Genomic DNA, 24,881 nt, shown 5'->3' with positions numbered 1-24,881 from the left:
GAAGGAACCAAGAAAGACAATAACAACGAGGATGGAACGGAAGAAGATAATAACGTAGGAGAAGGAACCGAGGAAGACAGTAACAACGACAAGAAAACAGGTAATAGTAATGAACAGGGGGATCTGAACGGTGACCGTAAATTACCACGAACGGCAACATCTATGTTTTCTTACTTATTAACGGGAATGGTCCTTACTGTATTCGGTGGTATTCTCTTTATTGGATATCGCAGAAAAAGCTCCTTAACATCAAATTAATCTATAATTTAAAATCCATGTTTCACATAAAGAATTAATAGTGAAACATGGATTTTTCAATCAAAATGGCATAGATGTGCTCTCATTCTCGAATTATTTAAAGTGCAAAAATGGCCAGAGAAATGTTCATTTCAATTCTGGCCTATTTCTCACTAGTTAAAAAAACAGCTCTTAGAGACTAACAGTATTTGATTGTGTTTTTTGTTCATTCGTATCGTTCCGTTTACTCCATAATTCGATAGCTATCCATATGCAGCCAATGGCGACCAACATTCCGTGCGTTACTCGTAAAGGCTGGTCAAAGAAAAACTGCGGGAGATATAGAATCATGCCTAATGTAAGGGGAATGCCACTGAATTTCAAGTATTTGTTAGATGTCCAAAGGGCAATCGTAAGTAAGATTGCAGCAATAGCAACAAGTAAAAGACCGATAACAAACATAACAAGACCGAATCCAGAACGAACGATGTCTGCTTGACTTAATAAATCGACTGACTGTTGATTTATCGCTTCCAACCCAATAGCGTAAAGACCGAACGTTTCTCCTCCATAAAACGGTAACGTTAAACCTACCCCTACTAAGCAAAACACGAATGCCCAATAAGTAAGTGAGTTTTGTAGGGAATATTGAAATCCATAAAATCCGAGCGGGAGTAGTGTAAAAGCGACGATGGCTAGAATATGAGATAGTAACCATTCAGTAGATGAGAATGCTGCTGCACCTTGCAAAGAGGATTCATCTGAAAAAGGACGTAATGCAGGATATAGGACAAACAAAATACCTGAAATCACGAGTGAAATAGAACTAAAATGAACATGAAGTTTCTTTGAAGGCAATGACATACGAATTTCCCCTTCCTTGAAATGTATGTAAGCAGGTGTCCATGCTAAAATGAAACGAATAGTAAGTAATTCTATTTTACCGAATCAATGTTTATCACTAAGTCTTTTTATGTAAATATTTTATAAATATTTAATGAGTTATTCTAATGTGTTGTTGTTAAATGCAATATACATTACAAATGTGGAATAGAATAGAAACAGATAATAAGTGGGGGAGTGTATGTGTAACATTGGTGGGTGAAGATAGTAGCAAGAAAAAGACTGACTCAAACAGTCAATAAAATTGACTATTAGAGTCAGCTAGTTTTTATACGTATTGTTTCATCCACTCTTGGAAATTTGAAATGACACCATCTATGAAAGAAATGGTAGATTCGTCTGTTAGATTACCTTCAGCATCAAATTTCTCATGTACTGCACCAACATATACTTCATTTCCTCCAAGAACAGGGGAATTTAACCCAGGTGCAAATAAAATATCACGTAAATGCATCTGTGCTTTTACTGAACCTAATATACCCATTGAAGAACCCATAATAATTGAAGGTTTACCATGCATTACTTTATCTACACGACTTAACCAATCAATCGCATTTCCTAATACACCTGGAATCGATGAATTGTATTCGGGTGTTACCCATAGAACGGCATCAGCAGCTTTGACTTTCGCTTTGAAATCAAGCACTTCTTGTGGTGTATCTAGTTCAGTGTCTTGGTTATACATTGGAAGGGGAGCTAAATCCAAAATCTCAAGCTCGAATTGATCAGCATAACGTTGTTGAACATGCTTAGCTAGTTGTAAATTATAAGACTGGTTACGAATACTTCCTACTATTGCTACTACTTTCATTGTGTTGACCTCCAAAAATTAAATGATTGCTAGGGTTTCTATTTCTTTTGTAATGGCTTTACTACCTACATGCTGTGTTTCTCACTATGATATTGCTGTAAGAAATTTGATAGTAGGTGCAGCAATGGCTAAAGCAGCTATCACCTCTTGTTTGCGAAAAAAGTGTCACAACGGATACTAACAATACGTTCCTCGTCATCAAAGTTTAATGATACCCAATTCCTTTTCAGAAAGTTATATATATCCCATATTTCCTAAGGTTAATAATATTAGAATAGCAGGACTTGCTTAGATATAGCTCATCCATCACTTCATTTGACGTAAACCCTTTACGCAGTAAGACTATTTCTTAAACGAGGAGCTCCTTTTTAAAAATGTCATTACTTCATAGTATGCCAAGAACTTTACCCCAACATCTGATTAGTATAGATGATTTGATTCTATCATTCAAATAATTAGAACGTGGTTCATCATATTTAACTTTTTCGGAACGATTCAAAATAGTTAGAAGAACCGTTTCCGTAGAGGAGCGGATTGCTATTTTATATAGCAACATGAAATATTACGTTCATAGGAGCTTAAGTAGTAACTAAAATGATCAGTAGGAGTATCATAGGAATTTTTGATGAGCTTTTTTATTGACATTAGAAAAAAATCTTTATATACTCTTTATATATTCAATGTTGAATAAACAAAGGGGAATAAACTTTGACAAAATTATTAGTTTTGGCAATGCTCAGTATTAAGCCGATGTCTGGTTACGAAATTAAATCAATGCTTGAATTGAACGATGCACAAAGATGGGCAGGTGTGTTACCAGGTTCTATCTATAATGCACTGAAAAAGTTGGAGAAAGAGGGCTATGTTGAAATTGAAGGTCTTGAAAATAATGGGCATAGACAAAAAGCTATTTACAAAATGACAGCTTCTGGCGAGGAATATCAGAAGCAATTAGCTTTGGAATGTCTCGGAAATGGAAAAATCAACTATCCAACTGATCTATATTCAGGTATTTCCTTTGCTCATCAACTACCAAAAGAAAAGGCCATAGAACAGTTAAAAAAGAATAGAGACCAGTTACATTTTGAGCTACAGGCTGTTAGAACGGGACTAGAAGCGAAGGAAAGAGCACTACAAGGTGACATTCCACAACTAACCGGTATAGTATTTGAGCATATGTTTGAAATGATTGAATCTCAAATTAAATTAATTGAGCGGGTAATGGATGTAATTGAAGTAAAATGATCAGAGTGTCTAGGTAAGAATTACGGGAGCGTTGGCTACGCTCGTTACACGTTTTACTGAAGAAATCTACATTTAGCAAAACTCAAACCAACGTTTTTAAGGAAAGACGCTCTGCGTTTTTCTTAATCAAATAGTCAAAGTTGATTATACAAAGGAGAGTATCGAAAATGAAACTAATCGAGTTAAAGCATGTGGAGAAAAGCTTTAATGGAAGGAAAATCATTAAGGACATGAACTTTTCTATAAACACAAATGAAGTGGTGGCATTAGTAGGGACGAATGGTGCTGGAAAAACGACTACCATTCGCATGATTTTAGGCATTACGAGCCAGATCATGGAGAGATTAATCACTGGTCAAAAGATTTCCCTAAAAAAGTAGGGGCTCAACTTCAAGCAACCCCATTTTTTGAAGGATTTAATGTAGAAGATAATTTGAAGTTATTTTCTACTTTTTATCAGTCACCATTAACAAACGAAGAAATGGATGAGGTATTAAAAAGGTATCGTTTGTTAGATGCCAAAAAAACTTTTGCCTCTAAGCTATCTTTAGGACAACAAAAACGGTTAGCCATAATTATAACAACGTTGCACAATCCAGAGTTTGTTATTTTAGATGAGCCTTCTGCGGGGCTTGACCCGAGTGGACAACGAGATGTACAAAACATGATTCACAGTTTAAAGCGGCAAGGAAAGAGCATCTTATTTTCTTCCCATGATATGTTAGAAGTTAAAAATACAGCTGATCGAGTATTAGTTATGGATAAAGGAACCTTATTAGAAAATGGCAAACCGTTAGAACTGTTAGAAAAATATAAAGCAAAAGACTTAGAGGAACTATTTAATATTTTGATAAATAAGGAGGAGAATCAATATGTTTAATATTATCCGCATTTCGCTAAACAAAGATTTGAAAGATGTCTATTTATTGTTTTGGTCAATCTGCCTTCCATTAGCGGTGTTATTTGGGCTGTATTATTTTGATGTTCATGTATCAACCAATTTGTTGTTTGGTTTGTTAAGTATAAGTATCTTTTTTTACAGTTGTACAACTAATTCCTTTTCTGTTTACGCACAAAGAAAAAGAGGAGTTTTCGATTTATTAAGAATTACACCATTCTCTCTGTGGAAATATTTATCTAGTATTACAATTAGCCAAACAATAATTGCCTGTTTTGTTTCGGCTGTATTGTTGCTTGTAGAGATTAGCCTTTTTAATATAACGATGTCAGCATTGGGTATCATACTATTTCTCCCATTATTTTTCGTTAGTTCCGCCATTTTTACATTAATGGGCTTTTTCATTTCGAGCCTACCAAAAAACGAAGGTCAATTAAGCATAACGACAAACTTAGTTATGATCCCTCTTCTTTTATGCAGCAGTATCTTTCTAAATATTACTGAAGCACCTAACTTGTACAATGGATAGGCTGGATTAATCCGTTTGAATGGTTACAAAAGGGTATCGTGCTGCTTTAGAAACGAATATCTTGTTTTGGGGGCTATCCATTTTGGTTCTTTTAGGGATGCTTGCTCTGTTTCTCGTCATTGCTAGAGCAAGCTTTCGAAATCGGTTCTTTTAGTGAAGAAAAGCTGACTTAAATAAACGGCTTTATCCGCTTTTGATTTGGCTTTTTTTTTATTGATCACATCTCTTATAGCAAGTATCAGGTGATAATCTATTAATATAGTTTACTATATCGATAAATTCCTTCCTATACTTACCAATGGTATACCCACATTAATTTGATATATGCTAAAGTTACAGTAAAATATATTTTAATGAGGGTAACTACCGTGAATTCTGAATTAACCGCTTTTATTACACTAGTTTGTATATCTGGCGTCTTGAATTTGTATTTATGTTTATATGTTTTTTTAAAACGTTATAAATATAAAAAAATTGCAGCCTTTTTCATTATTTATACAGTTTCGACAACTATTTATTGTTTTGGCTCTGCTTTTGGCTTAACAGCTGAGACGCTTGGACAATTAAAATTTTGGACAACGATCCAATATATTGGATTACCTTTCTCCGCACCGTTAGGGTTATTGTTCATCATGCAATATTTAGGATTGAACATTACAAAAAAGAGATTCATTGGTTTTAACATCATTCCATTCATTAGTCTAATAATGGTTGCAACGAATGATTTGCACCATCTTCATTATAGAGTGTTTGAGATAGACCCCTTCTTGGGAGCACCATACATACATCTAGAAGTTGGCAAATGGTACGTAGTTAATGGAGTGTACATGTTTGCCTGCATGCTAGCATCTTTTTTGCTAGTTCTATTACGTTGGAAAGAAACAGCTATGATCTACCGTTGGCAATTAATTGCGTTATTGTGGGGCAAAATGGTTCCTATGCTGACATCCTTTTTATATTTAATTGGCTTTACCCCTCCAGGAATTGATCCGGTTCCTATGATATTGTGGATTACCTCTCTATTATATTTATGGTCAATTAGTTCTTCACGAATGTTTATGGTGATGCCTATCGCCAAAGATGCCATTTTTAATAGTATCAATGATGGCGTGATGGTATTGGACGATTGCAAACGGTTGATTGAATTTAATCAGGCGTGTCAGAGAATGTTTCCACGATTAAATAAATCAATGTATGGGATGGAGCTCGATACGTTTTGGGTGGAGATTTCTGAAGTTTCAATCCCAACAAGTTTTCAGACATCGGTCCGTAGTCAGGAAATACATTTATCAAACAATGAATCTAAACGTATTTATCAAGCTCGTATTTCACCTTTGCAGGAAGCCAATATCGGTAAAGGATCTTTAATTATTTTTACAGATATTACAGAACTGAAGTTGCTGCAAGTAAAATTGGAATATCAAGCTTATAATGATGAACTTACGCAAATTTTTAATCGGCGTGCTTTTTTTGAAAAATCAGAGGAAATGATTGGTCTAGCTCAGAAAGAGTCATTACCATTTACAGTCATATTAATGGATATCGATCATTTTAAAGAAGTGAATGATCGTTATGGCCACTATGTTGGCGACCAGTTGCTTGTACATGTGGTCAAGGTCTGCCAAGCTCAATTGGCAGAGGATATCCTATTTGCTCGTTATGGTGGTGAGGAGTTTGTCCTTGCTCTTCAAGGATATCCGGCCAAGGAAAGTGCAATTATTGCGAATCGAATCCGTAAGTCTGTAGAGTTACGGCCTCTTGAGAATGCTGACGGTGTTATTTCAGTTACGATAAGCTGCGGGGTGGCTGAAGTTGAGGAAAACAATAGTGAAACGTTAGCTCAGCTTTTAAATAGAGCTGATAAAGCTTTATACAAAGCGAAACGAGCTGGACGTAATCAAGTCGAGATTTACAAAGGAAATCTTTAGGTTAGGATCCTTCCAATGTATTTAGAATGGTATTCTCCGCTTGAATTCTTACCGTTATTATCATAAATCAATTATTTTGTTACTTTAATGTACTGGATTTTTTATAGTCATTGCATTCACTTGTTTGAGAAAAGAGGTACACAAAAAAATAAAGAAGAAAAAGGTTTAGAATATTGCATTTAAATGTTCTGAACCTTTTTACTGGTTGACGATCTTTGTTTTTCAGAAGATATAAAGCCAAGTAGGGTCTTTTTTAATAATTCATCTTAAAAATATACTAGGATTGTTAAAGGAATACCAAAAAGGAAGTGTTTACTAAATTGCATCATATACACTCGTTGATTAGTGTATAAAGAAAATAAAAAATATACTCATTGGTATAGTGATTAATTATGAATGGAATTTTCACCATTATAAAGAAAGTATTGAAAAAATTTAAGGAATTAAAGAAAAAGCACCCACAAGAGTTCCCAGAAGTAAAGGGTAATGCTAGTGAAGAGTTTAGAGAACTGATGCTTCGTCCAATCATCACCGGTTTAATTGTGTATGCAGCATTAAGGTTTACTATCAATAATCACGTAATCGCAGCGATATCGTGGCATACGGTAAGTTTAATGGCTATATTTGGGCTGTCCTTACTTGCCTAATGAAACGAAGAATGAACCCCGCTATAGTTATTGCTTTATCTGGTATTATTGGAGTTGTCTTATATTAGCAAATGCTTTATTGGGATAGGTTGTTTTTAATAATTAAAACTGGTTAAATTATTGGCGTCAGACTAGGAGGGACAACAGTGGAAAAAAGCAGAATCAACGTTCATGCTGCAGTATGAGCAGAATTAGTATAAATCTTGGTGGAAAAAATGAATCTATTAGTCATAAAGTAGTAAAGAAAGATATCAAGTTTAAAGATAAGTTGGTTTACTTACCTGGTGGGGAATTTCTCATGGGAACGGATGACGAGGAAGGTTTTCCATCAGATGGAGAAGGACCTGTAAGAAAAGTAAAAGTAGACCCATTTTATATTGATAGTCATACAGTAAGTAACGCTGAATTTAATCAATTTGTCATAGAGACTGGCTATAAAACAGAGGCAGAAAAATTCGGTTGGTCTTATGTTTTCTATAAATTTGTTTCTCCTGAGCTGAAAGGCAAAGTCCAACAAGTGCCTGGAATTCCGTGGTGGTTGGCAGTAGAAGGGCTTACTGGTTTCAACCAGAAGGGCCAGGATCTACGATAGATGACCGAATGGACCATCCTGTTATCCATGTTTCTTGGAATGATGCAAAGGCATTTTGTGATTGGGCAGGGAAACGTTTACCTACAGAAACGGAGTGGGAATACGCGGCTCGTGGTGGCTTAGAACAGAAAAAGTATCCATGGGGAGATGAATTAACACCAAACGGAGAGCATTATTGTAATATTTGGCAAGGGGACTTTCCATATAAGAACACAGAAGAAGATGGATACTTAGGTACGGCACCCGCTACATCTTTTCCTGCAAACGGATTTGGACTTTATAATGTGGCAGGTAACGTATGGGAGTGGTGCGAGGATTGGTTTACGAATCGTTCTGATCGAGAAATAGATGCAAAGCAAATCAATAATCAGACACCAAAAGTCATGCGGGGCGGGTCTTACCTATGTCATAAATCTTATTGTAATCGCTACCGGGTTGCGGCTCGCAGTTCCAATACGATGGATAGTTCCACTGGTAATTTAGGGTTTCGCTGTGTAGCAGATAGATAACGTTAAATAGTGATGGTTATGAGGTGAGCTTATATCAATTGTTCCAGTTTTGGGTCACGTTGCTACTGTCTTAAAGTGGTATAACATCGATTCTAAATTCTATTTAAAGATGCTTGTAGATATTAAGCAAAGGAAAAGTCAGTTAGATAATAGAATTGGATAAGTATCTACAAATAACCGAAATATCCAATTGAAGAACTATGTGTACAGCTTTTGCATGATTTTAATAAAGGCGTGTAACAAATAGAATCATCAGTTGTTCTATTTTAAGCAGTAAGTATAAGATGTGATATATTTACTGCTTTTTCAATTGTAAGGTGTTATTTGAGGCTTTATGGGTTTTAACAACGGGGAAATAAGGTGCATTCACCTGTTAGTGTTTTCGAGAATTCACCTATGGCCGAGAATTTTCAAGCGAAGGTAGATCTAAAGGTTGTACAGTTTATTCGTTTTTCAATAGTTTATCGATAGTTGGAATATCTGCAGGTGCCCATTCGTGTGTTTTTAGCTTCTTTATGCTAGTCCACTCGAGCTTAGCATGTTCTTTTGCTCTCGGCTCACCGTTGATGATTTTTGCTTTATATGTTAACAAGTTTACTGTTATGTTAGGATAGTAATGGACAATATCTTCTATTAGTTCATAAACTTCGATTGTACAGTCAAGCTCTTCTCTAATTTCACGGGCAAGAGCCTTTTCTGGTGTTTCTTCTGCTTCTATTTTCCTCCTGGAAATTCCCACAAATTCGGGAGTGACATATTCGACGACCGCAGTGCACATAAGATTTCCTTTTTATTATTTTCTATAACAGCAGCGACTACCTTAACAAGTTTCATACGTATCTCCTCATATTAAGGTTATATGATTTAAACAATATTATAATTGTAATCCTCTTTCTTGATAATAGACAAGGGGGTTATCTTGATTTTAATTTCTAAGCCTGCATGGAAAAGCGTTTTACCGTATCCAAGAAGTAGGGTTAGGACAAATTTTTTAATATTCATATCGATACGTATATAAATATGCTAGGTCACAGAAATAATAGAGTAAAAGAAATAGGTATTCGGTTTGAAACAGCGCCATATGAGCCACATAGTAAGGTCAAAAAGCTGGCTCATTATAATACGTTTATGAGAAATAAGGACGATTTCGGTATTAGGTTGATTCAAAAAGCTATAAAGCAAGGTATCCCGGCAAAACGTAAAAATACGAAATTATTAGTTATGACGATACCAATTGAATCCTCAACGATCTATGAAACTGTACAAGCTATTAAAAAGCAAGTGTATTCATAGAACGATGTATTGATGAGGAGGTCAATGAGTTGATATCCGACCATCTAATTACATGATACGTAAGAAAAAGGCTGACCTTAAGGTTTATTTTGACCTTTGGGTCAGCCGTTTCCAATACTTCATAATAGTTACAAAGAACTAAAAGGTGTTTAGGGATAAATAAATTGACACAACTTAGGTCATGTTGTATGGTATGAAAGTACCACTTAATTAACGGTGGATAGGACGTCAGAGGAGATGAGGGCATCATGAATAAGAAATTAACATTCATGCCACTTTTTTTAGTCTTTTTGCTTTGTTTCTCTTTAGTTGCGACACCGATTCAAGCTGTCGCTTATACTGAAGAGAATGAAGAAAGTGGAACAGAAGATCTAGATGAGGACAATGTTGATCAATCAGAGTTAGATGAAACAGTATCTAATGAACTAGAGGTAAACGTACCGATTACAGAATTAGAAGAAGAAATGGAAGACAATGATTTTTCTTTTGAAAACAAACTAGAAGACGAGTTAGGACTAGAACAAGAGAAAGAAGAGTATGACAGTGGTATAGAAGAATATGACTGGGAAGAGGATATGGAGTACGAGGACTTTCAAGTTATGTTCGATAGTGTGACAACAACACATAACACTATTACTGTTACTTGGTCGGCTACCCAAGAGGTGGACGAGTATCTTTTATCTTTAGATTGGGGCAATCAAATTGTTGTTCCAGGGGATACAAATAGCTATACATTTACAGACTTAATCCCAAGAGAGTCATACAGAATTGCAGTTGGAGCAGAGGTAGAATATTGGTATACCTATGACTCTATTTATGTCACTCCAGATTGGTCTGAAGAAGAGTTAACACCAGTATCATTGATTGTTATGACCAATGATCATGTTAGTTATGACGATAAAATCCGTATTCGCGGGATCGAGGAAAGCAATCAAGGATTTATAAATGATGAGTATTTGAATCATACGTCAGGTCAATTACAACTACCACTTGGAAAGTTTGAAGTAACATTATATAACAGCAGCGATAGAAGCGTATCCGAAATACAAGAAATTGAAATTAAAGCTGGTGTGGATTATGAGAATAACCCAATTCAATTACAATTTCGATTAAAGGAAATGCGTGAAGCTGCAGAGCCGTTCCAATATTTCATTTCTAAAGTAACGGGAGATTCCTTTACAATAACGTGGAATGAAGTTGCTAAAATGACAGGGTTTCGCGTTTATGCATATGGATATACAGATGAAGAATATTATGAGGTTGATTCTGGTGATATTGAAAAAGCAAAGCTCGAATATACGTTAACAGGATTAAATCCTAATGTTACATACGATGTAGACTTCTTTACAGATTATTTATATGACCTTAGAGATGGTCATTACTTTAAAGTAAAAACAGACGGTGAAGATATGGATGCACCACTTGTAAACTTTGCTAGTGAAGATTTACATGAAAATGTTGCAGAACAGTTAGGGATTTATTTTCGTAATGTAACGGAAGTGGATATGAAGAATCTAACATATTTGAATGCCCAGCATGCAAACATTGAATCGTTGCAAGGGTTACAATATGCAAAAGATTTATCTTCGCTTTCTGTTTATTATTCTCAATTAGATGATATTTCAGCTATTTCTCAATTAGAAAAGTTAGAGGACCTTTACTTATTTGGTAATGAAATCAGTGATATTCAGGCTTTAGCAGGCTTAACAAAGCTATGGGCTCTTAATCTAGAGAGAAATAATATTCATGACATTACGAGCTTAGCAAAATTAACAAATTTAGAATGGCTTTACTTAGATAGCAACGAGATTGATGATCTCACAAGTTTAGCGGGTTTAACGAAGCTAGAAACGTTAAGCTTGGAAAGCAATGTAATCAGTGATATTACAAGCTTAGCCAATTTACTAGATTTAACGGATCTTTATTTATCTGACAATCAAATTAGTCAATTGACAAGCTTATCAGGGCTAGAGAAATTAAGTATACTTAATTTGGACAGTAATGAAATTAGCGATCTCACAAGCTTAGCAGGCTTAACCGAATTATCGATGCTCCAGTTATCCTATAATGACATCAGTGATGTAACGAGCTTAGCAGGATTAACGAATTTATATAGACTTTCGTTAAACAATAATAAAATCAGTGATATCACTAGCTTAACAGGTTTAACAAATTTAGAAGGACTTTACTTATACAATAATGAAATTAGTGTCCTTCCCGACTTGTCAGGTTTAACAAAGTTAAAAGATCTTAATTTATACAACAATCAAATAACTGATATCTCTGGTTTAGCAGGGTTAGAAAATCTAGAATATTTGGATTTAGATTATAATCAAATAACTGACATTACTGTATTAAAGGAATTACCAAGACTTAGAACGGTTTACTTGTACGGGAATGACATTGACGATGAAGAAACCATTCAATATTTACGTAATCAAGGTGTAAGTGTTTACTATGATGATAGTAACGACTGGAATGATTGGGATCAAGATGAAGATTATGATGAAGAAGAAGTAATCATTGATTTAGAACAAGTACTGCAATCCTTCCCGGTAGAGCAAGGGTTTAAAGTGAGTGAAGATGGTAAATCAATTACGCTGGATTTAAGTAAACAAACGAATGATGAAACATTTGAGCTTTCTCCAGAACAAACTAAAATGTTAATTGAAAATAAAACAAACGTTAACACTTGAAAAGGATGGAATTGGAACTTCAATTCCAGCATCTAGCTTTGATCGCTATGATGAGCCCGTAACAATTGATGTTATTGAACAACCACGTGAATCAAACAGTTTGAGTGGAACATATGATTTCACCATTAAACAAGGAACAAGAACGATAAGTCAATTTGAAGAAGGGGTTACGTTAACCTTCAATGTAAATGCAGAGCGTTCTAAAAATCCTAATAATCTTAAGGTTTTCTATTTTAATGAAGAAACGAATAAATGGGAGAACGTAGGTGGAACATACAGTGATGGAAAAGTAACAGTCGTCACATACCACTTTAGTAGGTTTACCGTATTTGAAGCTGCTGATGACAGCGAAGATTTAGATGAAATCGTACGTATTGATGACGAAGTGGACACAGATGAAGTGGACACAGATGAAGTAGACACAGATGAAGTAGACACAGATGAAGTAGACACAGATGAAGTGGATACAGATGAAGTGGATACAGATGAAGTGGATACAGATGAAGTGGATACAGATGAAGTGGATACAGATGAAGTGGATACAGATGAAGTGGATACAGATGAAGTGGATACAGATGAAGTGGATACAGATGAAGTGGATACAGATGAAGTGGACACAGACGAAGTGGATACAGATGAAGTAGACACGGATGAAGTGGATACAGATGAAGTGGATACAGATGAAGTAGACACGGATGAAGTGGATACAGACGAAGTGGACACGGATGAAGTGGATACAGACGAAGTAGACACAAATGAAGTAGATACGGATGATGGAGCTCAAGATCAATCATCTGAGAAAGGTAGCGAACTACCTAATACTGCGACAAAAGTATTCAATCTCTTTCTAATTGGGATGTTACTAATCGTAGTAGGAGTCACAGTCTTTTTCATGAAACGTAAAGTGTATCAATAATACGAACGAAGGTTTTAGGGCTATGACATGGTTATGTAAATATGTTATAGCTCTTTTTCCTATTAGTTAACCGAATGATAAAAGCCTTCTTGGTAAAGGTAGATAAAAAGTAGAATGTTTACAAAAGGATTATCGTTAATTATGTCGAAGTGAAGTAGAGCAATTGATTACTATGAATAGTGTTGTAAACGCTTACCAAATAAAGGAATGAGGGATTGCAAATGGGAAAAGGAACAAAATCTGCAGCAGAGATAAATACTTTTCAAGACCCTATAACAGGGGCATCAATAACGCAATTAACAGATTATTTCGCACACAGTTTTCATTTATATTTTACGAATAATGGTTGGTATGATAACGGTTCGAAATTGTTACTATGTTCAGATCGAGATAATACATCCAATTTATATAGTCTCGATATCGCTAGTGGAGAGTTAACACAGTTGACCGACTTAAATAGAAATGTCCCTAAAGGAATACATGGAACTTATATAAATCCGCATAAAAATGAGGCCTACTTTACCTTAGAGAAATCAATTATTGCGATTGATCTTCAGACGTATAAAGAAAAAGTAATATACACGAGACCGGATGGGTATAACTTTAGTAATTTGAGCTGTACAGCAGATGGTAGCTATCTTTGTTTCGGTCTTTCAGAAGACTTATCATCGTCAATAAACACAAACTTATCGGGAGGCTATGTTGCTTTGAGGAAACGGAAGCAGCTCGCCCTCACTGCCAAATTTGTTTACTTTTATTAGAAACGGGTGACATGAAGGTAATTCATGAGGAAAAACGGTGGATTGGACATATTAATACGTCACCGACACAGCCGAATCTAATCAGCTTTTGCCATGAGGGCCCTTGGGAAAAGGTTGATCATCGTATATGGGTGATGAATATTGAAACGGGTGACGTATGGAAGATTCGAGAGGGTAAACCGAATCAGTATGCTGGCCATGAATATTGGTATGCCGACGGAATCCATATCGGATATCATGGCTTTACAGAGTCCCTTGAACGGAAAGATGGCAAATTTCTTGGATATACGAAGTATGATAACAGTATTACAGAAGAATTCGAATTTCCTTACCAAAACATGCACATTCATTCCAATGATGCAACATTAATTGTTGGTGATGGTCAGCAATCAAGTGCCTACCACGGTGAACGATACCAGGATTGTATTTTCTTATGGAAGAAAACGGATGATGGAATGGAAGGTCCAAGAATTTTATGTAAGCATCGTGGAAGCTTTCAGGTTCAACACGTACACGTCCATCCTCGTTTTACTTCTGATGGCACGAAAGTATTATTTACGAGTGATCGGACTGGTTATGGGAATGTGTATTTAGTAGAAGTTCCTGAGTTTGAGAGCTTACCGAAATTGGTTGATGGGAAATTAGTAAAGTAAAAATTTGTACTTCGTATAACTAATTGTTTTAGTGTTACCTGTCATTGCTTGAAAGTAAATGGCAGGTATTTTTTTGTTGAAAAGTCCACACTACATAGGTACATATTTTAGGTGAGAAGGTGTATCTGTTGAATGGGAAATTAGTACAAAGGATAATGGTTTTTGGGCTATTGCCACTTGTAGGTTTTGTCTTTCTATCATATTTCGTTGTGAGAAGAAAAACGTTAAAAATAGATGAACCGATTATGTCATTTATTCGTTCATTTGAGCATCCTATCATTTTAAATATAATGAAAGCACTAAGCGTGGCCGGTAACACATGGCCGGTCGTCATGATCTCACTTGTATTACTCATTATAATGTATTGGCTATATCGAAAACGTGACGAGGTCATTTTGTTTGTTATCGTATCATTGGGCTCCGTGGGTTTAAATTTGCTGCTAAAGCATACATTTAAAAGGGAAAGACCATCATTTGATCCAGTTATTATCGAGACGGGCTTTAGTTACCCGAGTGGACACTCTATGGCTGTATTTACAATGTACGGTATGATTACATTTTTATTTTGGCGGCATATACATCATTCAATTGGAAGAACGTGCTTACTTTTTATCAGTGCAGTTATGATTATCGCAATGGGATTAAGTAGGATTTACTTAGGTGTCCATTATCCAAGTGATGTTTTAGGAGCATATTTAGTTAGTGGGGTATGGCTTTTTATAACGATTTGGGTGTATCAATACCGAAAGGATCGGCAAGCACAAGAAATATCCAATTGATTTTTTAAAAAAGAAAGAAATGTTAAAGAAAATCTACTAAGATAGAGTTACATGTTTTTTTACCCTTTTTTCGAGGTGAGGCAAATGAACAGACGAATATCACCATTCCTCATTTTACTTGCTGCAATCATGTGGGGAACGACAGGAACGACCCAGGCTTTTGCACCGGATGCAGCCCACCCAATTGCGATAGGGGCAACACGCTTAGCGATAGGGGGCTTATTTTTATTGATTATGCTAATCATACTAGGCCAATTAAATGTGAAAAATTGGTCAGTTCGGCTAACGGTATTAGCTACATTAAGTATGGCCGTTTACCAACCACTATTTTTTTCAGCTGTTTCGCTTACTGGTGTTGCAATCGGTACAGTTGTTGCGATAGGAAGTGCCCCGATTTTGTCGGGTGTAATTGAATGGCTTTTTCAAAAGAAACGACCGACTAAAGTTTGGGTATATGCTACGATCGTATCCATTGTTGGATGTACAATCCTCTTCGCCAATAAAGATTCTCTATTCATACACCCATTAGGAATAGCATTGGCACTTGGTGCAGGGTTATCGTTTGCTATTTTTACAATCGTTAGTAGGGATTTAGTTAAAAAGCATTCCTCCTTACCTGTAATGGCTGTTGTTTTTACATTGAGTGGAATATGCTTATCTCCTTTTTTATTTCTATTTGATATGTCTTGGGTTACTAGTTTTCGAGGTATGGGAGTAAGTCTATACTTAGGGATTGTAGCAACTGCAATTGCTTATTTACTTTTTGCAAAAGGCCTTGTTTATGTATCTTCTTCAACGGCTGTTGCTCTTTCGTTAGCAGAACCACTAACAGCAACGTTATTAGGCGTATTTTTACTCGGTGAATACTTACATACAACGGCTTGGTTTGGAATCTCCCTTTTACTAGTTGGGATTGGGATATTAGTAAGGTCGTCAAATGATGATGGCGGAAGTAGGCAGGTTATGAATTGATTGACCGCTCAAAGTCCATATGATTAACTTTTATTATAAAGCTGATCTATTTTACTACTAGTTAATCTTGTAAAAGGATAGGAGAGAACCATGTTTAAAAAGGCATTAGGGATCTTGTTAGGTCTCATTTTACTTTTATGTGTAGGGTTTATTTGGGAATATACGATTGGTGATAGTTTTATTTGGAATGTCGTACAATCAGTAGTAGGATTATTTAAAAGTAATTAAGCCAGAGTATATATGAAGGATAGTTTCTTACATATCGTGATAAGCTATCCTTTTTCGTATTACTATAAAAATAACAGGTATTCATTAATTAAATAGTGTCCAATAAAGCGTGTGAGCGTATAGGCGATTAACGGTTATTTGCCTATATGATATAAGAGTGAAAGGTTGCATCATTTTTGTTAACTTAAATGTAATATGTTTACAATGAAACTAACTAAACCACTATAAATAGTAAAAGAAGCAAACACAAATTAACATTTCAATTTTCTATTTAATAGTGATAAACTAGAATATAGGTATAATTTTGATCCAGAAAAGATGTGTGACTAGGCCGCTCTTTTGGCTTGCTTTGGCGCCTAAGCAGGAACGTCTACATCTTTCTGCAAATCTTAGGTGATAAAGGAAGGTAAACATGAGCAACATACAATCAGAAACAGATGTTATCCTAATTGGTGCTGGAATTATGAGTGCCACGTTAGGCTCAATGTTGAAAGAGTTAGCTCCAGATTGGGAGATTACAGTGTTTGAAAAGCTCGAAAGTGCAGGAGAGGAAAGCTCGAATGAATGGAATAACGCTGGAACAGGACATTCATCATTATGTGAGCTAAATTATACAGCAGAAAAACAAGATGGGTCAATTGAAATTAGTAAAGCAGTAAAAGTGAATGAGGAATTCCAAGTTTCAAAGCAATTTTGGACGTATCTCGTCAAAAGTCAATTGATCCAAAACCCAAAGGATTTTATTATTCAATTGCCACATATGAGTTTTGTACAAGGAGAATCAAATGTTTCCTTTTTAAAAAAGCGATTTGAAGCGTTATCAAAACATCCACTGTTTGATGGGATGGAATTTACAGACAACCCAGAAAAACTGAAGGAATGGATTCCACTGATGATGGCAGATCGTAAAGTTGACAATCCGATTGCTGCCACGAAAATAGACAGTGGAACAGATGTTAACTTCGGTGCGTTAACACGTAAGTTATTTGACCATTTAGAGAATGAGAATGTGAAAGTCCATTATAAGCATAGTGTTGATAGTTTGAAACGAACAAGTGACGGCTCTTGGCAATTAAAGGTTAGAAACCTATACACAGGTGAGAGCAAGCTTCATAAGGCTAAATTTGTTTTTATCGGTGCTGGTGGAGGAAGTCTTCATTTATTACAAAAGTCCGGTATTCCTGAAGGGAAAGGGATAGGTGGATTTCCTGTAAGCGGATTATTTTTAGTTTGTAAGAAACCTGAGATTGTCGAACAGCATTTTGCTAAAGTCTATGGAAAAGCACCAGTAGGTGCCCCGCCAATGTCTGTTCCACATCTAGACACGAGATTTATTGATCAAAAGAAATCGTTATTCTTTGGGCCGTTTGCAGGGTTCTCGCCGAAATTTCTAAAAACGGGATCATTGTTCGACTTGTTTATGTCAATTAAAATGAATAATATGACAACAATGGTTGCTGCTGGATTAAAAAACTTTTCTTTGACGAAGTATTTAATCAATCAAGTTATGTTATCAAAAGAGCAGCGGATGGAAGCGCTACGTGAGTTTGTCCCTGATGCCAAAAGTGAAGATTGGGAACTGTTAGTAGCTGGCCAGCGTGTACAAGTTATTAAAGACACGGATAGTGGAAAAGGAACTCTTCAATTTGGAACAGAAGTGATTAGTGCAGCAGATGGATCAATTGCTGCCTTGCTCGGTGCTTCTCCAGGTGCGTCTACTGCTGTGTCCGTAATGCTTGAAGTAATTGAAAAATGCTTTCCGCAACAGATCAAAGAATGGGAGCCGAAAATTAAAGAAATGATTCCTTCATACGGTAAGTCATTATCTGATCACCCAGAGCTTATTAAGGAGATTAGTAATTCAGCTAATCAAACACTTGATTTAGTAGATAAGGGCGAATCTGATGAGAAAAGGGAACATTTACAGGAAGTTTAAACGGTGATCTACTCTAGAAGAAGTTGTTCTAAAAGGTTTAATTATGACCTTATAGGACAACTTATTTATAATAGGAATTAAAGAAATTCGCAGGAGTGGCGGCGTTGTCCGCTACGCACACGACTGAAAGAAACCACTTTCAGTCGTGCTTAAGAGATTGTAACGGCACAGCTACACGCTTCTAATTAGGAATGGAATCATTAAAGAAGTGGACGTAATTTCAAATATGAAACGAATTCAAAAGCTACCGCTTTCCTTCGAAGATTAGGGAGAAATTGTCATAAAAGAGGAGTGACAAAGACACTCCTAGCATGCGTCTCTGTTACTCGATTTGTGGCATGTAGTCTTTCGTAGTTGTTATAAAATCGAAATAGTTAAGAGAAAGTGTTGAAGAGCTTATTCAATCGATTTACCGATTACTTTTGCTAAAGCCTCTTCAGAAGCTAGCTTTTCAATTGGATTGTTCGTATGATCTCGTCTTTGGATGAGGATTGAAATGGTCTCTTTTGATATTTCGTGAGCATCAATCATCGCTAAAGCCCAACTTGCCCAAAAGAGAGCCTCCTCATGTTTATCAGTTAAAAGTATTTCTTTTAAATACGGAATACTTCCTTTCCCAATTCTGACTAAACTTAAACTTGCAGCCATTTTCAATTCTTCATTTGAACGGCTAAGCTCTTGAATTAAATCAGGTACGGCAACGGCAGCAGCTTCACCGATTTCCCCTAAGACAACAACGGCAATCGTTTTTAGGGACAGGTCTTGGCTGTTTTTAATTGTTTCTCTTAAAATCGGAAGGGCTTGTTCACCTTTAGAACCAATTGCCTGTATAGCTCGTAGAGAATCAGCCTGATTACTACTTTGTAAAAGATGGTTCATCTCAGCTTTGACTAGATCGTGATTATTTTCCACACTCATTCCCCCCTATTCATTACGGTAACTAATTCGTTAGAAGTGGAGGTATATCCTGTGTAAATAAAATAAAGGTCGTGTTTCGAATAATTAGTTTTGTCATGAAAAGTAATAAGCTTAGGATTGTAAAGGGAGAAATGTAACGAATAGAGCCGTTACTGGGGGATGCCCCTATGTAACGGCTTTGATGTGTAATGTTTTTAGTGTTTCATTGAATAGATGTTGGTTCCATATAAAGCAATTCCCAAGTATGGCCATCTAGGTCTAGGAAGCTGGCTTGGTACATAAAACCATGGTCTGTTGGTTCAGATGCAGGACTGCCACCCGATTGAATCGCTTTACGAACGACATCATCGACTTGCTCACGACTTTCAACAGCAAAGGCAATTAGCACTTCCGTATTATCTGTTGTATCTGTAATTGATTTCTTTGTGAAATTCTTGAAGTGAGAGTGTGTAAGGAGCATGGCAAATGTGTGGTCATTAATAACCATACAAGCGGCGTTGTCATCAGTGAAATGGGGATTAAAAGTAAATCCAATGTTTGTGAAAAAATCGATCGTTTTCTGCAAGTTTGAGACAGGGAGGTTAATAAAGGTCTTACTTGGTTGAAAAGTCATTTTTCATCACCTCAAAGGAATTAGTTAACTTTATAAATATAAAGTTATATCTAGATCATATTTCTTTATTTACCATTTGTCAAGTTGTAATTTAACATATGGTCAGTAAAGGTTGACTTTTAAATGATATACTCATACGATAAAAGAACAAAATTGATTCAATTTGGATGGTGAAAGATATGGGTGAAATACGGAATGCTGAGCGGACTCGAAAAGCGATCTTGCAGGCTGCAAAGGAGGAGTTTTTTGAGCGGGGTTATTCGGGTGCAAGGATTGAATCCATTGCAAAGCGAGCCGGTGTTAACAAACAATTAATTTATCATTATTATAATGGAAAAGATGATTTAATTAATCAAACTATTGATGAATTTGTTTCTTCAGTACCTATAGGAAACTTTACCTTGCCTGCAAATCCTGTAGATATTGCAGATTTTCGGTGGAAGGTAAATATGGATCATTTGCGAGAATTTCTTAAATTTACCGCTTGGGAGGCAGTTGAAGAGCTACCGCAAAACTCTAATGGAGAAGAGGCACGAAGGAGAGTACTTCAATCGTATAACGCTGATATGAAATCGAAGCAGGAGATGGGTTTAGTCCCAAATGAGCTTGACCCCGCATTTATAACCTTAATGATGTCGAGTTTAACGATATACCCGCTGCTCTATCCAAATGTTACAAAAATGATCACAGGTTATACGGTGGATGATCAAGAATTTCAAGAAAAATGGTCACGGTTTCTTCGCCAAATTAGTGAACGAATCTTTCAGAAAGAAGATGTCAAATAAGGGGCTGCTCTTTGAGTAGTCCTTTTTTACAAAATTAGATTCGTTGAAGATTATTTAAGCAAACTAAAAAGAAGAGTGTCTATCTTGTTTTCCAAAGAAAAAGTCCGAAAAGGCCAAACTGACCTTTTCGGACTTTACAATTTTAGTTACGAATCAAATAATCAAATGCTCCTAAGGCTGCATTTGCTCCTGAGCCCATTGAAATAATGATTTGATTATAAGGGCTATCTGTACAATCACCGGCAGCGAATAAACCAGGAACGGTTGTAGCACCGTGCTTGTCGGTAACGATTTCTCCAATACGGTTACGTTCCACTACAGAGTCTAACCACTCAGTGTTTGGAACAAGTCCAATTTGGACAAATACCCCTTGTAGTTCGATATGCTTTTCTTCCTCAGTATCACGTTCGATATACGTAATTCCGTTTACGTTGTCAGTACCGGTAATTTCTTTCGTTTGAACGTTCTTAAGAACAGTTACGTTCGGAAGGCTATACAGACGCTTCTGTAGAACTTCGTCTGCTTTAAGCTCTGGCATAAATTCAAATACTGTAACATGGTTAACAATACCAGCAAGGTCAATCGCTGCCTCAATACCAGAGTTTCCGCCGCCGATAACTGCAACATCTTTTCCTTCAAATAAAGGACCATCACAATGTGGGCAATAGGCAACCCCTTTGTTTTTGAACTCTTGCTCACCAGGAATGCCGACATTACGCCAACGTGCACCTGTTGAAACAATGACGCTTTTACTCTTAAGTACAGCCCCATTCTCAAGCTCTAGCTCAAATAGATCCTTCTTTTCTAGCTTACTTGCTCGCTGTAAGTTCATCACATCAATATCATATTCTTTGACATGTTCTTCAAGGCTTGCAGCAAGTTTAGGACCTTCTGTTTTCTTTACACTGATAAAGTTCTCAATGCTTAATGTATCAAGAATTTGACCACCGAAGCGTTCTGCGACAATTCCTGTACGGATTCCTTTACGTGCGGCATAGATTGCAGCACTTGAACCAGCAGGACCACCACCAACGACAAGAACATCAAACGGCTCTTTGTTTGAAAGCTCAGCTGCATCGACTCCTGAACCCATTTTTGCGAGGATTTCTTCGATCGTCATACGACCACCACCGAAAAACTCTCCCTCTAAATGGATAGTAGGGACGGACATCACATTTTTGCTTTCAACTTCTTCCTTAAACGCTGCACCGTCAATCATTGTGTGCGTAATATTAGGGTTTAGTACGCTCATCATATTTAAAGCTTGTACAACGTCAGGACAGTTATGGCAACTTAGGCTAACATACGTTTCAAAGTTGTATTGGCCCTCGATGTTTTTAATTTGGTCAATCACACTTTGATCAACCTTTGGTGGTCTGCCACTTACTTGTAAAAGCGCAAGAACTAATGACGTAAATTCGTGTCCTAATGGAATACCGGCAAATGTAACGCCAGTATCTTCACCTACGCGATTAACACTGAAGCTTGGTGTTCTTTTTAATTCAGTTTTTGTAACGCTGATTTTCGATGACATGTCAGCTAGTTCTTCTACAAACGCCAGCATTTCTTTAGAAATGTCATCTGATCCTGCACTTACCTTAAGCAGGATATCTCCTTCTAATAGCTGAAGGTATTGATTTAATTGTTGCTTAATGTCTGCTTCTAGTACCATTTACTGTGCTCCCCTTAAATCTTTCCAACAAGGTCTAAGCTCGGCTTCAGTGTTTCTGATCCTTCTTCCCACTTAGCAGGGCAAACTTCACCTGGATTGTTGCGAACATATTGTGCTGCTTTAATTTTATTAACTAGGATGCTTGCGTCACGACCGATACCACCAGCATTGATTTCAACTGCTTGAATGACACCATCTGGGTCGATAATGAATGTTCCACGATCTGCAAGACCTTCTTGTTCATCAAGAACTTCAAAGTTACGAGAAATTGTTTGAGAAGGGTCACCGATCATTGTATAAGTAATTTTTCCAATAGCTTCTGAGCTATCATGCCATGCTTTATGTGTAAAGTGAGTATCAGTTGATACCGAGTATACTTCTACTCCAAGCTCTTTTAGCGTTGCATATTCGTTTTGAAGATCCTCAAGTTCAGTTGGGCAAACGAAAGTGAAATCTGCTGGGTAGAAGCAGAAAATACTCCATTGACCTTTTAAATCTTCATGTGAGACATCAACAAAATCACCATTCTTGTAAGCTTTTGCGTTAAAAGGTTTTACTTCAGTTCCGATTAAAGACATTCTTCATCTTCCTCCTAGAAAATAATGTTTAAAAGAATTAAAAAACTAAACGAAGTAGTAGGCTGTTTAGTTATAATAATTCTAATTGAGTATAGTTTATCAAATAAGATAGGTTCTTTTCAAGTGATAACCTATTTAGTTTTATATTCTTACAATAAATATAATATAGAAATATGTCCTTTTGATAGAAGTGGTGTCAAATAGGATAACAAGTAAAGGGGTTTTATAGAGGTCAATAAGTACAATAGATAGTTTTATTCAACAGCAGTGATTTTATACTACTTTTCTAAAATATGACGAAAATGCGAAAATCCACTTGGGAAAAGGATGAACAAGTCTTTAGCCTAGTTGCATAGCTTTTAAATGAAAATAGAGATGCTACCAAGCAGTTGATGGAGCATCTCTTTTTCTCATTCGTTGCAGGATAATTGATAATTACCATTTCCGAGTTTCATTGTTTTTAAGTAAAAGGATAGTAGCAAAGGATGGCCATTCTTACTTCTCACTTAATGTATAATTGACTCTAGCGACAAGATTAGACGTTTCTTGTCTAACATCTTGGAGATATTCGATGAATTCATCTTTATTTTCCTCATGGCTTTCAAACTTTCCTAATTGAGCCACATCATTTGTACAGAAGCGATGTTATCATACAATTGATAGTCAAGTAGCGATTGTGGAGCAGGAATCAGTGCTGTTGGTGATCCGATTTTCTCCAATTCCTCTAACAAGGTAGGGAGGCTGTCATGGTCATAAAGCTCATAATTAACAATTAGACTAAGTTTATTTAATAATGGACCAATTAAGTAGACGCTCTGGATTAGTGCACGCTCTAAATTAGTTGCTTCCTCCCAAGTTCGATATTCATTAGGATCGGTTCCAAGTAGTTCTGCGGGAGGGTTGTTAATAAAAAATTTATAGGCCTCTTCAATCAATTCTTCGTCAAGTGTATACGCTTGTGCCTCTACAATCTCAATAATGGCATCACTATAGTTTGTCACGTGTATCATATTTTCATCATGACTACTAATAATACTTCTAATTGGTTGTTCATCTAAAGCGAAATAAATCCGTCCATCATCATCCATCAATTCATCGACAATTTCAAAGTCTGTATAGACGTTAGGGATATTTCCTTCAGCGTCAAAAGGTGATTCTATAGATAGTGTTTGTACTTGAAACACTTCTTCTGAATCTATGAGGCTTGTTTCTGATATCTCCTCATGAGATATTTGATCGTCTAGAGAAGGCTCAACTTCTTCGTCATTAGTTATTGGTGTACTTTCGTGTACCTCTTTTTCCTCGATAGGTTCGTGTTGAACGTCTTCACTACAAGCGATTAAAAAGCATGTTAAAGTCAAAATGATCATTTTTTTCATAAAAGTCCCTACCTTCCAATGTGAACTTGATTAATATGAAATATTTCATATTAATCAAGTTCATACCAGTAACCATTCTACAAAGATAAATACTAGGCGTATATCGTACATTACTACCAGAAAAATCCACTAATAACTTGAAACTGATCACAAGCATAGGAGATAGGTGAAAAGTAGGAGGTATGAAGGTTAGAGTGTGTTACAAGCTCGAAAAGGGTTAAAGGCATGGAACTAAAGGGTGATGTAGCATGTGCTGAAAAATGTATTGACAAAAAATGAAAAGTTTAATACAGTAACAACTGTACTAATTACAATAATACAGGAGGGACAATTACCTAGGAGGTAATAATTTTAAAAAAATTAAAAAGTTTGAAACGAATTGATTAAGAATGTCGTCTTATAT

Annotated in this window: 24 protein-coding genes and 2 pseudogenes; 18 read left to right on the top strand and 8 right to left on the bottom strand. The window is 36.2% G+C overall.

The window, feature by feature from the left end; translation table 11 throughout:
* Positions 1-258, top strand: a 258-nt coding sequence (locus JCM19034_RS17925; protein ID WP_156324052.1) for an LPXTG cell wall anchor domain-containing protein, incomplete at its 5' end; no start/stop codon positions are given.
* Between the two features lie 171 nt (positions 259-429).
* Here JCM19034_RS17925 and JCM19034_RS17920 read toward each other — a convergent pair.
* Both JCM19034_RS17920 and JCM19034_RS17915 read right to left on the bottom strand, forming a co-directional pair.
* Entirely contained in the window at positions 430-1,101 is a 672-nt protein-coding gene (locus JCM19034_RS17920; RefSeq protein ID WP_062051938.1) for a hypothetical protein, read from the bottom strand.
* Positions 1,102-1,408: 307 nt separating this feature from the next.
* Positions 1,409-1,951, bottom strand: a complete 543-nt coding sequence (locus tag JCM19034_RS17915) for an NADPH-dependent FMN reductase (RefSeq protein WP_062051936.1) — start codon at positions 1,949-1,951, stop codon at positions 1,409-1,411.
* A gap of 708 nt (positions 1,952-2,659) precedes the next feature.
* Between JCM19034_RS17915 and JCM19034_RS17910 the strand changes: the two genes are divergently transcribed.
* From JCM19034_RS17910 to JCM19034_RS17885, 7 genes and pseudogenes are all read left to right on the top strand, one after another.
* Positions 2,660-3,196 carry a PadR family transcriptional regulator gene (locus JCM19034_RS17910; RefSeq protein ID WP_062051934.1) on the top strand — a complete coding sequence of 179 codons (537 nt, stop codon included), beginning with the start codon at positions 2,660-2,662 and terminating at the stop codon, positions 3,194-3,196.
* A gap of 167 nt (positions 3,197-3,363) precedes the next feature.
* Positions 3,364-3,576, top strand: a complete 213-nt coding sequence (locus JCM19034_RS23570; RefSeq protein WP_231687027.1) for an ATP-binding cassette domain-containing protein — start codon at positions 3,364-3,366, stop codon at positions 3,574-3,576.
* A complete protein-coding gene (locus JCM19034_RS17905) occupies positions 3,540-4,076 on the top strand; it encodes an ATP-binding cassette domain-containing protein (protein ID WP_231687029.1) in 537 nt (178 codons plus the stop codon). The genes JCM19034_RS23570 and JCM19034_RS17905 overlap by 37 nt, the downstream gene beginning before the upstream one ends.
* The gene (locus tag JCM19034_RS21270) at positions 4,069-4,623 is read left to right on the top strand and encodes an ABC transporter permease (RefSeq protein WP_082394205.1); all 555 of its coding nucleotides are present in this window, start codon (positions 4,069-4,071) and stop codon (positions 4,621-4,623) included. The genes JCM19034_RS17905 and JCM19034_RS21270 overlap by 8 nt, the downstream gene beginning before the upstream one ends.
* A 368-nt stretch (positions 4,624-4,991) precedes the next feature.
* Positions 4,992-6,551, top strand: a complete 1,560-nt coding sequence (locus JCM19034_RS17895; protein WP_062051930.1) for a diguanylate cyclase — start codon at positions 4,992-4,994, stop codon at positions 6,549-6,551.
* A gap of 392 nt (positions 6,552-6,943) precedes the next feature.
* Positions 6,944-7,198, top strand: a complete 255-nt coding sequence (locus JCM19034_RS17890) for a hypothetical protein (RefSeq protein ID WP_062051928.1) — start codon at positions 6,944-6,946, stop codon at positions 7,196-7,198.
* A gap of 181 nt (positions 7,199-7,379) precedes the next feature.
* A pseudogene (locus JCM19034_RS17885) lies at positions 7,380-8,299 on the top strand (formylglycine-generating enzyme family protein).
* A gap of 442 nt (positions 8,300-8,741) precedes the next feature.
* On the opposite strand, the pseudogene JCM19034_RS17880 reads toward JCM19034_RS17885, so the two are convergent.
* Positions 8,742-9,133: pseudogene (locus JCM19034_RS17880) on the bottom strand ((deoxy)nucleoside triphosphate pyrophosphohydrolase).
* A gap of 186 nt (positions 9,134-9,319) precedes the next feature.
* Between JCM19034_RS17880 and JCM19034_RS17875 the strand changes: the two are divergent.
* From JCM19034_RS17875 to JCM19034_RS17840, 9 genes are all read left to right on the top strand, one after another.
* Positions 9,320-9,592, top strand: a complete 273-nt coding sequence (locus JCM19034_RS17875; protein ID WP_062051926.1) for a hypothetical protein — start codon at positions 9,320-9,322, stop codon at positions 9,590-9,592.
* Between the two features lie 248 nt (positions 9,593-9,840).
* Positions 9,841-12,288 carry a leucine-rich repeat domain-containing protein gene (locus JCM19034_RS17870; protein WP_062051924.1) on the top strand — a complete coding sequence of 816 codons (2,448 nt, stop codon included), beginning with the start codon at positions 9,841-9,843 and terminating at the stop codon, positions 12,286-12,288.
* Positions 12,260-13,204: an LPXTG cell wall anchor domain-containing protein gene (locus JCM19034_RS17865; RefSeq protein ID WP_062051922.1), complete on the top strand. Its 945-nt coding sequence runs from the start codon at positions 12,260-12,262 to the stop codon at positions 13,202-13,204. The genes JCM19034_RS17870 and JCM19034_RS17865 overlap by 29 nt, the downstream gene beginning before the upstream one ends.
* A gap of 221 nt (positions 13,205-13,425) precedes the next feature.
* Entirely contained in the window at positions 13,426-13,965 is a 540-nt protein-coding gene (locus JCM19034_RS24305) for an oligogalacturonate lyase family protein (RefSeq protein ID WP_062051920.1), read from the top strand.
* On the top strand, positions 13,869-14,618 hold the full coding sequence (locus JCM19034_RS24300) for an oligogalacturonate lyase family protein (RefSeq protein ID WP_269431729.1): 750 nt from the start codon (positions 13,869-13,871) through the stop codon (positions 14,616-14,618). Before JCM19034_RS24305 ends, JCM19034_RS24300 begins: the two co-directional genes overlap by 97 nt.
* 128 nt (positions 14,619-14,746) lie before the next feature.
* A complete protein-coding gene (locus tag JCM19034_RS17850) occupies positions 14,747-15,397 on the top strand; it encodes a phosphatase PAP2 family protein (protein WP_082394201.1) in 651 nt (216 codons plus the stop codon).
* An 84-nt stretch (positions 15,398-15,481) separates the two neighbouring features.
* Entirely contained in the window at positions 15,482-16,369 is an 888-nt protein-coding gene (locus JCM19034_RS17845) for an EamA family transporter (protein WP_062051916.1), read from the top strand.
* A 90-nt stretch (positions 16,370-16,459) separates the two neighbouring features.
* Complete coding sequence (locus JCM19034_RS22010; protein ID WP_156324051.1) at positions 16,460-16,597, top strand: hypothetical protein; 138 nt, start codon at positions 16,460-16,462, stop codon at positions 16,595-16,597.
* 412 nt (positions 16,598-17,009) lie between these two features.
* On the top strand, positions 17,010-18,533 hold the full coding sequence (locus JCM19034_RS17840; RefSeq protein WP_062051914.1) for a malate:quinone oxidoreductase: 1,524 nt from the start codon (positions 17,010-17,012) through the stop codon (positions 18,531-18,533).
* Positions 18,534-18,929: 396 nt separating this feature from the next.
* Here JCM19034_RS17840 and JCM19034_RS17835 read toward each other — a convergent pair whose 3' ends face one another.
* Together JCM19034_RS17835 and JCM19034_RS17830 are read right to left on the bottom strand one after the other, a co-directional pair.
* The gene (locus JCM19034_RS17835; RefSeq protein ID WP_062051912.1) at positions 18,930-19,445 is read right to left on the bottom strand and encodes a HEAT repeat domain-containing protein; all 516 of its coding nucleotides are present in this window, start codon (positions 19,443-19,445) and stop codon (positions 18,930-18,932) included.
* Positions 19,446-19,653: 208 nt separating this feature from the next.
* Positions 19,654-20,064 carry a VOC family protein gene (locus JCM19034_RS17830; protein ID WP_062051910.1) on the bottom strand — a complete coding sequence of 137 codons (411 nt, stop codon included), beginning with the start codon at positions 20,062-20,064 and terminating at the stop codon, positions 19,654-19,656.
* A 179-nt stretch (positions 20,065-20,243) separates the two neighbouring features.
* Between JCM19034_RS17830 and JCM19034_RS17825 the strand changes: the two genes are divergently transcribed.
* Entirely contained in the window at positions 20,244-20,849 is a 606-nt protein-coding gene (locus JCM19034_RS17825) for a TetR/AcrR family transcriptional regulator (RefSeq protein WP_062051908.1), read from the top strand.
* 142 nt (positions 20,850-20,991) lie between these two features.
* Here JCM19034_RS17825 and ahpF read toward each other — a convergent pair whose 3' ends face one another.
* From ahpF to JCM19034_RS17810, 3 genes are all read right to left on the bottom strand, one after another.
* A complete protein-coding gene (gene ahpF, locus JCM19034_RS17820; RefSeq protein ID WP_062051906.1) occupies positions 20,992-22,521 on the bottom strand; it encodes an alkyl hydroperoxide reductase subunit F in 1,530 nt (509 codons plus the stop codon).
* Between the two features lie 14 nt (positions 22,522-22,535).
* Entirely contained in the window at positions 22,536-23,099 is a 564-nt protein-coding gene (gene ahpC, locus JCM19034_RS17815; protein WP_062051904.1) for an alkyl hydroperoxide reductase subunit C, read from the bottom strand.
* 611 nt (positions 23,100-23,710) lie between these two features.
* Positions 23,711-24,478 (bottom strand): hypothetical protein, encoded by a 768-nt coding sequence (locus tag JCM19034_RS17810; RefSeq protein WP_062051901.1) that lies wholly within the window; start codon positions 24,476-24,478, stop codon positions 23,711-23,713.
* Positions 24,479-24,881: the final 403 nt, after the last annotated feature.

Origin of the sequence: Bacillus sp. JCM 19034, assembly GCF_001310635.1 — a bacterium.
Taxonomy (GTDB): Bacteria; Bacillota; Bacilli; order Bacillales; family Bacillaceae_D; genus Halalkalibacter.
Note: the sequence above shows the minus strand (reverse complement) of the source record. Positions and strands in the feature narration are given on the sequence as shown.

Excerpts from the sequence above, each read along its gene's own strand:
- JCM19034_RS17920 (WP_062051938.1), bottom strand. The coding sequence starts at position 1,101 with ATGTCATTGCCTTCAAAGAAACTTCATGTTCATTTTAGTTCTATTTCA.
- JCM19034_RS17915 (WP_062051936.1), bottom strand. The coding sequence starts at position 1,951 with ATGAAAGTAGTAGCAATAGTAGGAAGTATTCGTAACCAGTCTTATAAT.
- JCM19034_RS23570 (WP_231687027.1), top strand. The coding sequence starts at position 3,364 with ATGAAACTAATCGAGTTAAAGCATGTGGAGAAAAGCTTTAATGGAAGG.
- JCM19034_RS21270 (WP_082394205.1), top strand. The coding sequence starts at position 4,069 with ATGTTTAATATTATCCGCATTTCGCTAAACAAAGATTTGAAAGATGTC.
- JCM19034_RS17890 (WP_062051928.1), top strand. The coding sequence starts at position 6,944 with ATGAATGGAATTTTCACCATTATAAAGAAAGTATTGAAAAAATTTAAG.
- JCM19034_RS17875 (WP_062051926.1), top strand. The coding sequence starts at position 9,320 with ATGCTAGGTCACAGAAATAATAGAGTAAAAGAAATAGGTATTCGGTTT.
- JCM19034_RS17870 (WP_062051924.1), top strand. The coding sequence starts at position 9,841 with ATGAATAAGAAATTAACATTCATGCCACTTTTTTTAGTCTTTTTGCTT.
- JCM19034_RS24305 (WP_062051920.1), top strand. The coding sequence starts at position 13,426 with ATGGGAAAAGGAACAAAATCTGCAGCAGAGATAAATACTTTTCAAGAC.
- JCM19034_RS17845 (WP_062051916.1), top strand. The coding sequence starts at position 15,482 with ATGAACAGACGAATATCACCATTCCTCATTTTACTTGCTGCAATCATG.
- JCM19034_RS22010 (WP_156324051.1), top strand. The coding sequence starts at position 16,460 with ATGTTTAAAAAGGCATTAGGGATCTTGTTAGGTCTCATTTTACTTTTA.
- JCM19034_RS17840 (WP_062051914.1), top strand. The coding sequence starts at position 17,010 with ATGAGCAACATACAATCAGAAACAGATGTTATCCTAATTGGTGCTGGA.
- JCM19034_RS17830 (WP_062051910.1), bottom strand. The coding sequence starts at position 20,064 with ATGACTTTTCAACCAAGTAAGACCTTTATTAACCTCCCTGTCTCAAAC.
- JCM19034_RS17825 (WP_062051908.1), top strand. The coding sequence starts at position 20,244 with ATGGGTGAAATACGGAATGCTGAGCGGACTCGAAAAGCGATCTTGCAG.
- ahpF (WP_062051906.1), bottom strand. The coding sequence starts at position 22,521 with ATGGTACTAGAAGCAGACATTAAGCAACAATTAAATCAATACCTTCAG.
- ahpC (WP_062051904.1), bottom strand. The coding sequence starts at position 23,099 with ATGTCTTTAATCGGAACTGAAGTAAAACCTTTTAACGCAAAAGCTTAC.
- JCM19034_RS17810 (WP_062051901.1), bottom strand. The coding sequence starts at position 24,478 with ATGAAAAAAATGATCATTTTGACTTTAACATGCTTTTTAATCGCTTGT.